Origin of the sequence: Streptomyces sp. NPDC020379 (genome assembly GCF_044387105.1) — a bacterium.
Lineage (GTDB): Bacteria > Actinomycetota > Actinomycetes > Streptomycetales > Streptomycetaceae > Streptomyces.
On sequence record NZ_JBIRVR010000018.1, the window covers coordinates 46,979 to 59,970 of the forward strand.

Genomic DNA, 12,992 nt, shown 5'->3' on the forward strand with positions numbered 1-12,992 from the left:
TGACGCGCACAAAGGGCCCGGGCCACTGCCTGAATGCAGTGGCCCGGGCCCTTTGTGTGATGCTGCTATGCCGCCGTCAGGCGGACTTGCGGTTGTCCCGCGGGTGCACTGCGATGTTCATGGCACCGGAACGGAGCACGGCCAGCCGCTCGGCCAGCACCTCCTCCAGCTCCTCGCGGGTCCGCCGCTCCATGAGCATGTCCCAGTGCGTACGCGCGGGCTTGCCCTTCTTCTCCTCAGGACCGTCGCCGTCCACCAGGAGTGCCACGGCGCCGCACGCCTTGCACTCCCACTCCGGCGGAATCTCCGCCTCTACCGAAAACGGCATCTCAAATCGATGCCCGTTCGGGCATGCGTACTCCACCGCCTGGCGCGGGGCCAGATCGATGCCGCGGTCGGTCTCGTAGCTGGTAACCACAAGTCGCGTGCCGCGGAGAGCTCGCTCACTCATGAATCGTGCCTCCCGGGCTTGGTCGCCCACAGGACAGGTGTCGCTGTCGTCGTCATCCGGTCAACGTCCGGTCGGCGGTGAAGATTCCCGTTGAGGGACATGCGTCGCCCGTCGTGCCGCCCCTTGTTGTACCCACCAACGCCCGTTTTGTCACATCTGGCAACGGATGTCACCCTGCGTTTCCGTCGCTTTAGCGCGCAGTAACGGTCCGTCCGGTGGGTCGAAGGCGTACACTACCGGCCCGCGTCTCCCGGGCCTAAACCAGGTCCGGAACTTCGCGCGCCGCCGCCGGTCCGGCCGGTGCCGGGCCGCCCGAGGCGACCCGTACGGTCCCGGCCACGGCCTCCGCCGCCGGGGCCGCCCCGGCCGGGGCGAAGAAGCGCAGGAAGAACTGCGACAGCGGTCCGATCGCCAGCGCGAAGACCACCGTGCCCACGCCCACCGACCCGCCGAGCACGAAGCCCGTCGCCAGCACGACGACCTCGATGCAGGTCCGTACGAGCCGCACCGAGCGGCCCGTACGCCGGTGCAGACCGGTCATCAGGCCGTCGCGCGGCCCGGGTCCGAAGCGCGCCGAGATATAGAGCCCGGTCGCCGCCGAGCAGAGCACCACCGAGAAGGCCAGCAGCGGGATCCGCGTCCACAGCGACGCCGGGGTGGGGGTGAGGGTCAGCGTCGCGTCCATCGCGAGGCCGATGACCAGCACGTTCGAGACGGTGCCGAGCCCCGGCCGCTGCCGGAGCGGGATCCACAGCAGCAGCACCAGCGCGCCGATGGCGATCGAGGCGGCTCCGATCGAGGTGCCCGCGTGCCGGGCGACCCCCTGGTTCAGGACATCCCACGGCGCGAGCCCGAGCCCCGCCCGCACCTGCAGCCCCGCGCTCACGCCGTACAGCACGAGCCCGCCGTAGAGCATGAGCAGACGGCGGGCGAGCAGCAGTCCCCCTGATGCGGACACAGGATCCTCCCGAGTGAGTGAAACGAAGAATCGGCAGAGCCAGTGGTGCGAGTGGCCTGCCGCGTGACAGTCTGTGGACTGGATCGAGGGAAGATCCAGGGCCAATCCCGGAAAGGTGGACCGGTCAGGATGAGTCAGTGGACCTCTTCCGTGGGTGCGCAGAAGCTCGCGCATCTTCTCGGGTCGCAGCACGAGCGTGACGGCCAGGGCGTCGTGACGCTGATCGGCGGGCGCCGGGCGCCCGCCTACCGCTCCCTCGCGGACGGCATCCGGCTGCTCGTCCTGGAGGGCCGCGTCCCCGTGGCCGCCCGGCTGCCCGCCGAGCGCGAACTCGCGGCGGCGCTCTCCGTCAGCCGCACCACCGTCGCCGCCGCCTACGAGGCGCTGCGCGGCGAGGGTTTCCTGGAGTCCCGGCGCGGCGCCGGGAGCTGGACCTCCGTGCCCGCCGGGAACCCGCTGCCCACCCGCGGCCTCGACCCGCTGCCGCCGGAGGCCGCGGGCTCCGTGATCGACCTCGGCTGCGCCGCCCTGCCCGCCCCCGAGCCCTGGCTGACCCGCGCCTTCCAGGGCGCGCTGGAGGAGCTGCCGCCCTACGCGCACACCCACGGCGACTACCCCGCGGGCCTGCCCGCGCTGCGGCAGTCCATCGCCGACCGCTACACGGCGCGCGGCATCCCCACCATGCCCGAGCAGATCATGGTCACCACCGGTGCCATGGGCGCCGTCGCCGCGATCTGCCGGCTCATGGCCGGGCGTGGCGAGCGCGTCGCCGTCGAATCGCCCTCCTACGCCAACGTCCTCCAGCTGATGCGCGAGGCCGGGGCCCGGCTGGTACCCGTGGCCATGGCCGACGGGCTCGCCGGCTGGGACCTGCCGGCCTGGCGGCAGGTGCTGCGCGACGCGGCGCCCCGGATGGCGTACGTCATCGCCGATTTCCACAACCCCACCGGCGCCCTGGCCTCCGAGGAGCAGCGCCGGGAACTCGTCGAGGCGGCCCGCTCCGCGGGCACCGTGCTCGTCGCGGACGAGACCATGTCGGACCTCGCCCTGGAGCCGGACCTCGAACTTCCCCGGCCCGTCTGTGCCTTCGACCCCGCGGGCAACGCGGTGATCACCGTCGGTTCGGCGAGCAAGTCGTTCTGGGCGGGCATGCGGATCGGCTGGGTCCGGGCCGCCCCGGACGTCATCCGCAGCCTCGTCGCCGCCCGCGCCTACGCCGACCTCGGCACGCCCGTGGTCGAACAGCTCGCCGTCACCTGGCTGTTGAACACCGAGGGCTGGGACGCCGCCGTCGCCATACGGCGTTCCACCACGCGCGAGAACCGCGACGCCGTCGTCGACTCGCTGCGGCGCCACCTGCCCGACTGGGAGTTCACCGTCCCGCGCGGCGGGCTCACGCTGTGGGTGCGCACCGGCGGACTGTCCGGCTCGCGGATCGCGGAGGCGGGGGAGCGGCTGGGCGTACGGGTGCCGTCGGGGCCGCGGTTCGGCGTCGACGGGGCCTTCGAGGGGTTCGTACGGGTGCCGTTCACCGTCACCGGCGCGGTCGCCGAGGAGGCCGCGAGCCGGCTGGCGGAGGCCGCCCGCCTCGTGGCGAGCGGCGCGACCGTGGCCGTCGAGGCCCCGCGGACCTACGTGGCCTGAACCGGCAGCGGCTCCCCGCCGCCGAGCTGCTGCCCGAAGCCGCCCGCGGCCTCTTCGGGGGCGGGGGCCGCGCTGCCGTACGGCGCGCCCACGTCGCAGGGTTCCGGCGCCGCCTCCACGCCCGCGCCGTACAGCGGGCCGTCCGGGCGGGGCAGCAGTTCCAGGACCGCCTGCCGTTCGGTCTCGGCGGCCTCCTCGTCGAGCGGGTCCGGGGTGGCGGGCACCTGCACGCGGTACACGGGCCCCGAGCCCAGTCGCGCGTAGCCGCGGCCCGGCGGCACGTCCGGGGTGGGGGTGGTGTGCGGCGGGGCGCCGAGCGCGGTCCGCACCTGCTCGGGAGTGGCGGGGCCGAGGATCACCCGGGCGCGGGTGTGGGCGAGCACGGCCGCGCCGAGCAGCCCCGCGTTCTCCAGGTGGTCGGCCACGGCGACCGTGACGTTGGCCGCCCGGCCGTGTCGCAGCGGCACCTCCAGCAGCTCCTGCGGATCGGGGCGCCCCTCGGTCGCGGCGAGGTGGCTCAGCGCCGTGGGCCGGTCGATCACGATCCACAGCGGACGGCGGACGTCCTCCGGCGTGGGACGGCCCTGTTGCCGGGCCTGATTGCCCGTCATCAGCCGCCGCTCTGTCTCGTGCGAGGCCCACTCCAGGGTGGCGAGGGCGCCCGCGGGGGAGCACTCCAGGGCCAGCACCCCTTCCCGGCCGGGGAAGCAGGTGTAGCCGCCGGTGCCGCCGCCGTCGATCAGCAGGACGTCGCCGTGGTGGAGCGCCTGGAGCACGATCGAGCGCAGCAGGGTGGTGGTGCCGGAGGAGGGTCTGCCGAGGGCCAGCAGGTGCGGCTCGGTGGAGCGGCGGCCGGTGCGCCAGACGACGGGCGGCGCGTCCCGGATCCCCTCGCTGTCGACCACCGGCAGGGTCCGTTGCACGGAGTCGGCGTCGGTGAACCCGAGCACGGTCTCCCCGGGCGTGGTCACGAACCGCTGGGCGAGGATGTCGGTCGGCAGGGCGGGCAGCACGGTCAGGGTGAGGCGGTTGGCTTCCTCGTCCCAGTCGAAGCGGTACTCGCGGCCGCGGCCGGCCTTGACCCGCAGCAACTGCTCGACCTTGGCCCTCGCCTCGGCCTCGCCGTCGGTGAAGCAGGCGGGGTAGCGCAGCTGGAGGGAGACCAGCCGCCCGTCCTCGAAGGCGTGGGACAGGAACGCCTCTTGCGGGTCGCCCCCGCGGGCGTACAGCGGATCGGGGTCCTCGGGCGTGGAGAAGTACGGGACCAGGGACTCGTACAGCAGCTGGAGCCGCTCGTTCTCCTCGTCCTCGCCGTGCGTCTCCCCGGCGGCCCGCTCGCGCCCCGCCCAGCCCGCCGCCAGCATCAGGGCGATCGCGGCGCACGCCGGGCCGTACGGCACGAGCGCCACGATGACCATCGAGGAGACCACCAGCAGCAGCCCGGGGGCGCGCTGTTCCCTGGGGGTGCGCGCGCAGCGGCGCAGCCCGCCGTGGGCCAGCACGCGCAGGCCCCGGGCGACGGTGATCAGCGGGTGGAGGACGTCGGCGGCGGTGTAGGCGGCCGACCGCGCGAACTCCCGCCCGCGGGCGAGCGTGGCGCCGCCGGTCAGGCCGCCGGGGAGCGGTCGCCGGGCCATGGGCGTCCTCCGGGGTCGGTGACGGGTCAGAACTTGAGGCCGCCCAGCAGCCCGGCCAGGCTCGCGCTGCCCGCCTTGATGCTCGGGGCGATGGCCGTGCCGGCGAGGTAGAAGCCGAACAGGGCGCACACGATGCCGTGGGAGGGCTTGAGGCCGTCCTTGCGGAAGAACAGGAAGACGACGATGCCGAAGAGGACGACGCCGGAGATGGACAGGATCATGAGGTTCTCCTGGTTGATGGGGACGGTCACCACGAGTTCCTCAAGACTCACAGAAAGTGCTAATAAGGCAAAAGCGGATGAATCGCCGTTCGGCGGCCGGTCGCCGCACCAGGAGCGGGGGCTTTTGGGCCCCGCGGGCGGGGCGAACCGCTTGAACACGCCTCGAAACCCGGCCGGTGGCGATCAGCGCCCTCCTGTGAGCCGCCGCCGACGGGGATTCCCGGGATTCACCCGTTCGGCCGCGTCCGACCCCTGCCCGGCCCGCGCGCGTCGCCCTCCGGGCCGCTCGGTGCCCGGATGCGACGCGCGGCGGCCGGGGCCCGTGGTTCCGGCGGCCCGGCCGTACATAGGGTGGCAGCACTGACGTCACCAGGCCGCCAGCAGCCCAACCCGGAGGACAGCGGAGATGACCGAGCAGACCCCCGAGACCGAGCCCGCACACGACCCCGAGGTGCTCCAGCTCGCGGCCAAGGTCTTCGACCTGGCACGACACGGCGACACCGACACCCTCGCCGCCTACGTGGACGCGGGCGTACCGGTCAACCTCACCAACGACCGCGGCGACTCCCTGATCATGCTGGCCGCCTACCACGGCCACCTCGACGCGGTCACGGCGCTGCTCCAGCGCGGCGCCGACGCCAACCGCCCCAACGACCGCGGCCAGACCCCCCTCGCCGGAGCCGTCTTCAAGGGCGAGGACGAGATCGTCCGCACGCTCCTCGCCCATGGCGCCGACCCGTCGGCGGGGTCGCCCTCCGCGGTCGAGGCGGCGGGGGTCTTCGGCCGCCAGGATCTGGTGGAGCTTTTCCGCGACGCGTGAGCGGGGGCTGGGTGCCGGACGGGCTGAGATCGCGTCATCGCGTCAAGCCCGTCCGGCGATCGGCGGTGGTGCGGAACAGGGCGGCCCGCAGCGCGCACGGGTGGCCGGGCCCGGCCGGATGACGCGAACAGTGCCTCGCGAGCGCGTGGCGTCCTCCACGGGCCCGGCCGAACGCCGCGTCCTCGTCCGCTCACGGCCCGCAGGGCCCCGGAGACCCCGGCCGCCACGCCGGGCCGTCGGCATACCGGATCACGATATCGGCGCACGCACCCCGGAGCCGGCATTCAGGACCGGCCTCCCGCGCGAAGTGAAAGAGCGAGATCGGCCCTCAACTCCGGCAGCCGCATTCATGGCCTGAATGGCTGCTTGCGAGCAAGGTAGGGGACCGTCCATGGAGCGTCATCGAGTTCCCTCCGAGGAGCCGCTCGGCCGCATTCGATCGTCGGTTCACCGATTCGCGTGGAGGCGGAAAATGGCGAAAGGCAGCAAGGCCCAGGTCTTCGAGTTGCGCTTCGACCAGTTCGACGTCAACCAGGACGGCCGCATCGATCGGTCCGACTTCGAGCAAGAGGCGAACCGGCTGACCCGCGCGTTCGGCGCCGACCCGGATTCGCCGCGCGCGATCGTGCTCAAGCAGAGCTACATGAGCGTGTACGAGTACATCGTCAGCCAGGCCGACGTGAAGAGCGAGGCGCTCAGCCGGGAGCAGTTCGTCGCGGCGGCGACATCGGCGATCAGCAACCGGGGCGGCGCGGGATTCGCCGAGGTCATGGCCCCGTACGCGTACGCCTGCGCGAACCTGTGCGACATCGACGGCGACGGAATGATCAGCCGGCAGGAGATCGCCACGTGGCTCGCGGTCATCGGCGTGCGCGCCGACGCCGTGGACGAGGCATACCAGGCGATCGACACGGACCGGGACGGCAAGGTCTCCATCGGCGAGCTCGTCACGGCGATCAAGGGCTATGTCCTCGGCCAGTCCGAGATCAGGATCGGCTAGACAGCCCACGAGCAGGCCGTGGGGGCGGCGGACCGATTCGCCGCCCCCACGGCAGACTGGAGGAACACCCCTTCGGTGAAAGGGGTGTTCCTCCAGTTTTCCGTGTGCCGGATAATTCACCTGCCGAGGCTGCCCCGATTCGCCTGTGGCGCAGTGGACTGATTGATTCGCGAGGGCAGCGGGAGGCCGCACCCCGCTGTTTCGCCAGAGGCGCGGTTCTCGCGGTGCCGAAAACGAAAGTGCCTCTCTGGCCGCGGCGATGAACTTTGCCGAGGGGTTCTGCCGGTCCAAGCGGAGGTGCTTTCTGCGTGAGGGATATGGGTTCACGTCCCGGGCCCTGTGCCCGGTGCTCGGTGGCCGCGGTCGTGCCGCTGGGCGCGCGGTGGCGGGCGGCGACCCCGTTCTCGATCATCGCGGTGACCGGCGTGACCGGCGTGGCCCAGCTCTTCCACCTGGACATGGCTGGCTCGATCGCTGACCTGCCCGCCGGGCCGCCCATCCCCTCGCTGTCTTTTCTCGATCCGGGCGCGCTGGGTTCCCTGTTGGCCCCGGCGGTCGTGGTGGCGGCGCCGGCCGCGCTGGAGTCGGCGCTGTCCGCGTCCGTCGCGGACGGGATGGCGGTGGGGCGGAAGCGCGCTCCCGCCCGGGAGCTGTCCGGGCAGGGTCTGGCCAACATCGCCGCCCGCTGTTCGGCGGTGTCCCCGCCACGGGGGCCATAGCCCGTAGCGCGGTCAACGTCCGTACCGGCGCGGGTTCCCGGCCGACTCGCCCTGGCCCGCGTCCGCCGGGGGGTCAGGAATCTCCGGCCTCACCCGCACAGTCCGGCCCGTGCACCCAGATCATTAACTCCCGGCCCTGGGTGACCACTTGACTCGAAAGACGGCGAGCCCCTCGGAATCCTTACTTCAGCTTGAACTCGCACATCTTGTCCGACTTGCCGTTCTGGTTGTCCGCCACCTTCTTGCCGTCGACGGTGATGACGCAGGGTGCCGCGTGCAGCATGCCGTCGGAGCCGGTGACGGAGCCGGGGGCGACGGACACCCCGAGGCCGACCTTCTTCTCGGCGTCCGTCGTCAAGGTGATGGTCGAGGACCTCTTCCAGGGCAGCTGGACCTGTTCGAACTTGTTGGTGTCGAGGTTGTAGTAGACCGACGTGGTGCCGGTGCCGAGGACTTCGAGGGTGACCTCGTGCTTGACCTCACCGCTCCCGCTCTCCGGCTTCGCCTTCGGCTGCGTGGCCGTCGCGGGCTTGTCGGCGGTCGCCGGGCTGCCGTCGCTGCCGCATCCCGTCAGCAGGGCCGCGGTCAGGACCAGAGCCGCACCCATGATGATCTTGCGCATGATTCCCCCTAGTGGACAAGTGGACGATTCTAAGGGTGATCACGTGCGACTTTGAGCGGTGGCCGGCTGATCCCCAGCCTTTGCAGGTCACGCGGTGGCGTGGACTGCGGTTGGCCAGTCCGTGGCCCTGTAGTTGGCCGTTCGGAGATCGGCGCGCGGCCCGGGTGCGTCGGTGGCAGGCGCCGGTGTCGACGTGGTCGCCGCGCGCCTTCGACATCTGCGGGTCGGTCTCCCGCCCCGTGATCGCGCATGCCCCAGACCTGCTCGCTCCGACTCCTCACCCGTAGAGCGGTTGCGGCAGCTGAAGGGCGGTGCGGGGCAGGGAACGAGCCGTCATCTAAGTCCTGTCCGGCTGATCATGTGAGCGTCTCGCGTTGAGGGCGCCGGATTCCTGCACGGAGCGGGGCGATTCAACGAGTGGCGAGTGGGCCCGGTGAAGCCGCATTTGCCGGAGTCCGGGCAGCGTGGACGCTGGGCCGATCACCGCACGGTGGTCAACGGGTCTTCCTCTTCCCGGGCAGGCCCGTGTTCCTTGGCGGGATCCACCGGCACGTTTCGGGAACTGGAAGGCCGTCTATGAGCGGCACGGACATCAATGCCCCGGCAGCACCGCTCAGACAAGGGGCTCGGCATTGCCGGGGCGGACGGACCGGCAAGATCCACCTCGCTGGAGAAGGTGAACTGGGTCCGCTGGCTCTCCCGGTCACCCCGGGCCAGCGGGGCGAGGCCTCGCAGTCCGGCAGACCGTCACCGTCGCCGCGATTCGACCTTGGCTCCGGGCATCAGCGGTGATGCTTCACGACGGCGACAGTGACGGATACACGGCCCCGGAAGATCAGATGCGGCTGTCGAGCAAGCTCGTCAACTGGCTCTTGCTCACGGCCCCGACCTTCTGCCCCACTGCCGCACCGTTCTTGAACAGGATCAGAGTCGGGACGCCACGAACGCCGAACCGGGCCGCCGTGGCCTGGCTCTCGTCGACGTCGAGACTCACGATGGGTTGCTCGGCCCGTCCCACGATGCGCCGAACGCGGCCAGCACCGGTTTGCCGGACTCGATGACAACACTCTCGAAGTCGGTATCGGATATCACGACCACGGTCCGATTCAACAGGAACTTGACCTCGGGCTTTCCCGGGGCTCTATCGCCAATGCGTCCGCTCACGCACCCAATGGAGTGCAGCTTGACCCTGACCACGCTGAAAGTCCCGCAATGTCGGCAGCCCCGGCGGCGGGGCTTGGACGGACTGATGAAGGAAGTATCCAGCCACAGCGATGAGCACGGTGGTGACATCTTCCGGGTCGGCACCACGAGCGAACAGGTGCTGATCAAGAAGACTCACAGCATCCGGGGCGCCCTGCATGATCACACTCGGACCCATCGCTACGACGTCGAACCACGAAGCTCCGACTGCGGCCCACGGCCAGTCGACGACCATGACGCGGTTGCCGGTCAGCAGGATGTTGTCCGCCCGCAGATCACCGTGGATCAAGGCGCTACCGGCTGCAGCTGCGATCCATGCAGCTTCCTGGTCGACGAGGCGTTCCAGGTTGCGTCGTGCCCAGGGATCGAGCCAGGCCAGGTCGACTGTCCCATCGGCGGAAGCGGCGGAAAGACGACGCCAGCCTTGGAACTTCTCACCGAATCGGTCAGCAACCGTTGGTGCCGCGATCGGCGAAGGATCGAGCAGCACGGACAGCTCGTCAGCCGCGGCAAGAACCCGGTGGAGCTCGTCCAACTGCCATGGCTGGGCCGGCATCCTCCCGTCCACGTCTTCGAAGACCAAAACGACCCAGCCTTCGAGATCCAGGGTCATGAGCAGCTGTGGCACAGGTGCTGCGATCGGCATGGCAGCGGTGATCCGTGCCTCGGACCGGTGGAGGTCAGGGGTGTCGGGGTTGGGCTCAGGACCCACGGCCTTCACGAACACCCGCCGACCATCGACCAGGCGCATGCGAGCGGCAACCCCAGGCGAGAAGCCCCCGGCCTGGGTAACGGCGCTTTGGACAGGCGCCCCCAGGCGTGCCTCCACTGCGCTTCGCACACCGTGGGGAACAGCCCACCAGTCCACACGCACACCCGCGGCTGCAGGAGCACTGTCGGTCTGTGTGCTCGGTCGTCTCTCCATGGCGACATGATCCAGGTGACGCCCTCGGGCAGCAACGAAGTTTCCATGGCACGCACTCCTCCCAACAGTGAAGTGCGGAGAAGGAAGGGACATGACAACGGCACGGTCTTCCACCGGGGGATCAACGGCTTCATGATCCAGGGCGGCGGCTTCGAGCCCGGCATGCGGCAGAAGCCGGTCCGCCCCGACTCCCCAGCCGGCCGGGCGCAGCACGGCACCGGCGCCCGCCGCCGAACAGGCAAGGGCACGCGACGCGATCGAGTCGAAAGGCGCGGAGGGCGGCGCCTGCGCGGAGGTAGTCCCGGGCCGTCCAGAGTTCTTGGCGTTCGGCGTTCTTGCCGGACTTCTTGTCGGCCAAGATCCGGATGCGCCCGGCTTGGGTGCCCGTCCGCGGCACCGGAGCGGGGACTGGCCCGCGGATCTCGCGGACGCGGTGGAACGCGCGATGCCCGCCGCCGTGGACCAGGCCCGCCGGGCCCGCCGGCCCTACGGGGCCGTCCTGCTCGGCACCGGCAGCGGGGCCGTCGTGGCCGGGGCCCGCTGCACCACGGACATCTCCGGCGACCCCACGGCACACGCCGAGGTCAACCTGCTGCGCAAGGCCGCCGAGGCGGGCCTGGACCTCGCCTCGCACGTGGTGGTCACCACCGCCGAGCCGCGTCCGATGTGCGCGGGCGCGCTCCTGTGGGGCAAGGTGTGGGGCGTCGCCTACGGCACCTCCGTCACGAAGCTTATCTCCTACGGGATCCCTCAGATCGATCTGTCCTTCACCGCCGTCGCCCAGCGCTCGCGACCGATGGTGCGGCCCGCGGTGGCGTGCGACGTACGGTCGGATCTCACCGACCCCCTCTACAGCAGGTCCACGGGGCCGGCCGGTGAAACGGCGTGAGGACCTGTGCCTGGCAAGGCCACTCCCCGCGCGTATGTGAGGACCGGAGGTGCCGACGGGCCCCGATGCTGTCGTATCCGGCCGGCCCGGCCTCCGGCAACTGCTGAGCAGGCCCACCGGGTGGGTGTGACACGGCCACCCTCGTCCTGCCGCCTGCCTCTACGTTGGTGGCCATGCACACGAACCGGCTGAGTGAGTTCCTACGGGCCCGGCGCGCGCTGGTGCGTCCCGAGGACCATGGGATGCCCGCGGGGGCGCGCCGTACTCCCGGTCTGCGACGCGAGGAGATCGCGGTCCTCGCCGGGGTGAGCACCGACTATTACGTGCGGTTGGAGCAGGGACGCGAACGCAACCCCTCACCCCAGGTCCTGCGGGCCCTGGCGGCCGCCCTGCTGTTGAAGGACGAGGAGGCCGCCTACCTGCGCGCGCTGGTCGATCCGCCGCGGCCCCGGAGCTCCGGGCCCGCCCGGGAGTACGCGGGCCCGCAACTGGTGGCCCTGCTGGATATATGGGCGGACACACCGGCTCTGGTCTACGGCCGGTACCTCGACCTGCTGGCCGTCAACTCCCTCGGCGAGGCTCTCTTCTCGTGGCTCGGCAGCGAGTCCAGTCTGATCACAGCGATGTTCCTCAACCCGGCCGCCCGGGACTTCTACCGCGACTGGGCCGTCATCGCGCAGGGGTGCGTGGCCGCGCTGCGAGCCGCCAACCCCGATCCGGGCGATCAGCGGCTGCGGGAGCTGACAAGCCAACTGTCCGCGCGCAGCCCGGACTTCGCGCGCATGTGGGCACGTCACGAGGTACGGGCCAAGACGTCCTCGACGAAACACTTCCGCCACCCGCTGGCCGGCGACCTCGCCCTGGGCTTCGAGACCTTCTCCGTCAACAGCGCCCCCGGCCAGCACCTCGTCGTCTACCGGGCCGAACCCGGCACCGCCGCCGAGCGGTCACTGGCCCTGCTCGGCAGCTTCACCCTCACCGGCTCCGCCGACATTCCAACCGAAGGGCACACCCCGCATGAGCTCCCCTGACGTGCCGGTCTGGTTCATCACCGGCTGCTCCTCCGGCCTCGGCCGGGCACTGGCCACCGCGGTGCTGGAGCGCGGATGGCAGGCAGCGGTCACCGCCCGCGACCCGCGCACGGTCGCCGACGTGATCCGCGGGCATGGCGACCGCGCTCTCCCCCTGCCGCTGGACGTCACCGACCCCCAGCAGACAGCGGCGGCTGTCGCCCAGGCGCAGACCGCATTCGGGAAGATCGACGTCCTGGTCAACAACGCCGGCTACGGCTACCTCGCCGCCGTCGAAGAGGGCGAGGACGACGAGATCCGTGCCCTGTTCGACACCAACGTCTTCGGCTTGGCCGACACCATCAGAGCCGTCCTGCCGGGCATGCGCGCACGCCGCTCCGGCCACATCGTGAACATCTCCTCACTCGGCGGCCTGGCCGGCTTCGGCGCCACCGGCTACTACCACGCCACCAAGTTCGCCGTGGAAGGTCTTTCCGAGTCACTCGCCGCCGAAGTCGCGCCTTTGGGCATCAAGGTGACGATCGTCGAACCCGCCGCATTCCGCACCAACTGGCCCGGGCCCTCCATGCGCCAGTCCGCCACCACCATCGACGACTACGCCCCCACCGCGGGCACACGGCGCGCCGGCACGCTGGCCACCTTCGGCCATCAGCCCGGGGACCCGGCCCGCGCCGCCCAGGCCATCATCGACGCCACGATGGCCGGACAGCCGCCGCTGCGCCTGCTGCTGGGCAAGGCGGCCTACGACATCGCCACCGCCAAGCTCGACTCCCTCAGAACCACCTTCGACGACTGGCGGGAGGTCACTCTCGGCACCGACTTCCCTCCGGAGCGGGCCGCGAGCTGACGCTGCATCATCGAAGCCCCGCCAA

The 12,992-nt window shown here is 71.2% G+C and carries 13 protein-coding genes and 1 pseudogene; 7 read left to right on the forward strand and 7 right to left on the reverse strand.

The annotated features are described in order from the left end of the window. Positions 1-76: 76 nt before the first annotated feature. Together ACH427_RS22740 and ACH427_RS22745 are read right to left on the reverse strand one after the other, a co-directional pair. A complete protein-coding gene (locus tag ACH427_RS22740; protein WP_087929069.1) occupies positions 77-451 on the reverse strand; it encodes an RNA polymerase-binding protein RbpA in 375 nt (124 codons plus the stop codon). A 256-nt stretch (positions 452-707) separates the two neighbouring features. Then, positions 708-1,367 (reverse strand): YitT family protein, encoded by a 660-nt coding sequence (locus ACH427_RS22745; RefSeq protein WP_398872047.1) that lies wholly within the window; start codon positions 1,365-1,367, stop codon positions 708-710. Between the two features lie 171 nt (positions 1,368-1,538). Between ACH427_RS22745 and ACH427_RS22750 the strand changes: the two genes are divergently transcribed. After that, the gene (locus ACH427_RS22750) at positions 1,539-3,053 is read left to right on the forward strand and encodes a PLP-dependent aminotransferase family protein (RefSeq protein ID WP_398871864.1); all 1,515 of its coding nucleotides are present in this window, start codon (positions 1,539-1,541) and stop codon (positions 3,051-3,053) included. Here ACH427_RS22750 and ACH427_RS22755 read toward each other — a convergent pair. Together ACH427_RS22755 and ACH427_RS22760 are read right to left on the reverse strand one after the other, a co-directional pair. Continuing rightward, positions 3,041-4,690: a hypothetical protein gene (locus tag ACH427_RS22755; protein ID WP_398871866.1), complete on the reverse strand. Its 1,650-nt coding sequence runs from the start codon at positions 4,688-4,690 to the stop codon at positions 3,041-3,043. The two genes, ACH427_RS22750 and ACH427_RS22755, sit on opposite strands and share 13 nt — an antisense overlap. A 26-nt stretch (positions 4,691-4,716) precedes the next feature. Continuing rightward, the gene (locus ACH427_RS22760) at positions 4,717-4,911 is read right to left on the reverse strand and encodes a hypothetical protein (RefSeq protein ID WP_361527368.1); all 195 of its coding nucleotides are present in this window, start codon (positions 4,909-4,911) and stop codon (positions 4,717-4,719) included. Positions 4,912-5,317: 406 nt separating this feature from the next. On the opposite strand from ACH427_RS22760, the gene ACH427_RS22765 reads away from it, so the two are divergent. The 3 genes and pseudogenes from ACH427_RS22765 to ACH427_RS22775 form a co-directional block, all read left to right on the forward strand. Continuing rightward, a complete protein-coding gene (locus ACH427_RS22765) occupies positions 5,318-5,731 on the forward strand; it encodes an ankyrin repeat domain-containing protein (RefSeq protein WP_398871868.1) in 414 nt (137 codons plus the stop codon). Positions 5,732-6,203: 472 nt separating this feature from the next. After that, a complete protein-coding gene (locus ACH427_RS22770; protein WP_398871870.1) occupies positions 6,204-6,731 on the forward strand; it encodes an EF-hand domain-containing protein in 528 nt (175 codons plus the stop codon). A 350-nt stretch (positions 6,732-7,081) separates the two neighbouring features. Next, positions 7,082-7,491 (forward strand): annotated as a pseudogene (locus ACH427_RS22775) (SulP family inorganic anion transporter); the annotation flags it as partial. Between the two features lie 140 nt (positions 7,492-7,631). Here ACH427_RS22775 and ACH427_RS22780 read toward each other — a convergent pair. From ACH427_RS22780 to ACH427_RS22790, 3 genes are all read right to left on the reverse strand, one after another. Beyond that, the gene (locus ACH427_RS22780) at positions 7,632-8,072 is read right to left on the reverse strand and encodes a hypothetical protein (protein WP_398871872.1); all 441 of its coding nucleotides are present in this window, start codon (positions 8,070-8,072) and stop codon (positions 7,632-7,634) included. Between the two features lie 835 nt (positions 8,073-8,907). Next, positions 8,908-9,066 (reverse strand): thioredoxin family protein, encoded by a 159-nt coding sequence (locus ACH427_RS22785; RefSeq protein WP_398871874.1) that lies wholly within the window; start codon positions 9,064-9,066, stop codon positions 8,908-8,910. A 147-nt stretch (positions 9,067-9,213) separates the two neighbouring features. Beyond that, positions 9,214-10,026 (reverse strand): phosphotransferase, encoded by an 813-nt coding sequence (locus ACH427_RS22790; RefSeq protein WP_398871876.1) that lies wholly within the window; start codon positions 10,024-10,026, stop codon positions 9,214-9,216. A 619-nt stretch (positions 10,027-10,645) separates the two neighbouring features. On the opposite strand from ACH427_RS22790, the gene ACH427_RS22795 reads away from it, so the two are divergent. The 3 genes from ACH427_RS22795 (at position 10,646) to ACH427_RS22805 (ending at position 12,967) form a co-directional block, all read left to right on the forward strand. Next, positions 10,646-11,089: a nucleoside deaminase gene (locus tag ACH427_RS22795; RefSeq protein ID WP_398871878.1), complete on the forward strand. Its 444-nt coding sequence runs from the start codon at positions 10,646-10,648 to the stop codon at positions 11,087-11,089. A gap of 173 nt (positions 11,090-11,262) precedes the next feature. Then, complete coding sequence (locus tag ACH427_RS22800; protein ID WP_398871880.1) at positions 11,263-12,120, forward strand: helix-turn-helix domain-containing protein; 858 nt, start codon at positions 11,263-11,265, stop codon at positions 12,118-12,120. Further along, positions 12,107-12,967 carry an oxidoreductase gene (locus ACH427_RS22805; RefSeq protein WP_398871882.1) on the forward strand — a complete coding sequence of 287 codons (861 nt, stop codon included), beginning with the start codon at positions 12,107-12,109 and terminating at the stop codon, positions 12,965-12,967. The genes ACH427_RS22800 and ACH427_RS22805 overlap by 14 nt, the downstream gene beginning before the upstream one ends. The last annotated feature ends 25 nt before the right edge of the window (positions 12,968-12,992 follow it).

Coding starts and splice junctions, on each gene's coding strand:
- ACH427_RS22750 (WP_398871864.1), top strand. CDS start 1,539: ATGAGTCAGTGGACCTCTTCCGTGGGTGCGCAGAAGCTCGCGCATCTT.
- ACH427_RS22795 (WP_398871878.1), top strand. CDS start 10,646: ATGCCCGCCGCCGTGGACCAGGCCCGCCGGGCCCGCCGGCCCTACGGG.
- ACH427_RS22770 (WP_398871870.1), top strand. CDS start 6,204: ATGGCGAAAGGCAGCAAGGCCCAGGTCTTCGAGTTGCGCTTCGACCAG.
- ACH427_RS22755 (WP_398871866.1), bottom strand. CDS start 4,690: ATGGCCCGGCGACCGCTCCCCGGCGGCCTGACCGGCGGCGCCACGCTC.
- ACH427_RS22790 (WP_398871876.1), bottom strand. CDS start 10,026: ATGCGCCTGGTCGATGGTCGGCGGGTGTTCGTGAAGGCCGTGGGTCCT.
- ACH427_RS22780 (WP_398871872.1), bottom strand. CDS start 8,072: ATGCGCAAGATCATCATGGGTGCGGCTCTGGTCCTGACCGCGGCCCTG.
- ACH427_RS22765 (WP_398871868.1), top strand. CDS start 5,318: ATGACCGAGCAGACCCCCGAGACCGAGCCCGCACACGACCCCGAGGTG.
- ACH427_RS22805 (WP_398871882.1), top strand. CDS start 12,107: ATGAGCTCCCCTGACGTGCCGGTCTGGTTCATCACCGGCTGCTCCTCC.
- ACH427_RS22740 (WP_087929069.1), bottom strand. CDS start 451: ATGAGTGAGCGAGCTCTCCGCGGCACGCGACTTGTGGTTACCAGCTAC.
- ACH427_RS22800 (WP_398871880.1), top strand. CDS start 11,263: ATGCACACGAACCGGCTGAGTGAGTTCCTACGGGCCCGGCGCGCGCTG.
- ACH427_RS22760 (WP_361527368.1), bottom strand. CDS start 4,911: ATGATCCTGTCCATCTCCGGCGTCGTCCTCTTCGGCATCGTCGTCTTC.
- ACH427_RS22745 (WP_398872047.1), bottom strand. CDS start 1,367: ATGCTCTACGGCGGGCTCGTGCTGTACGGCGTGAGCGCGGGGCTGCAG.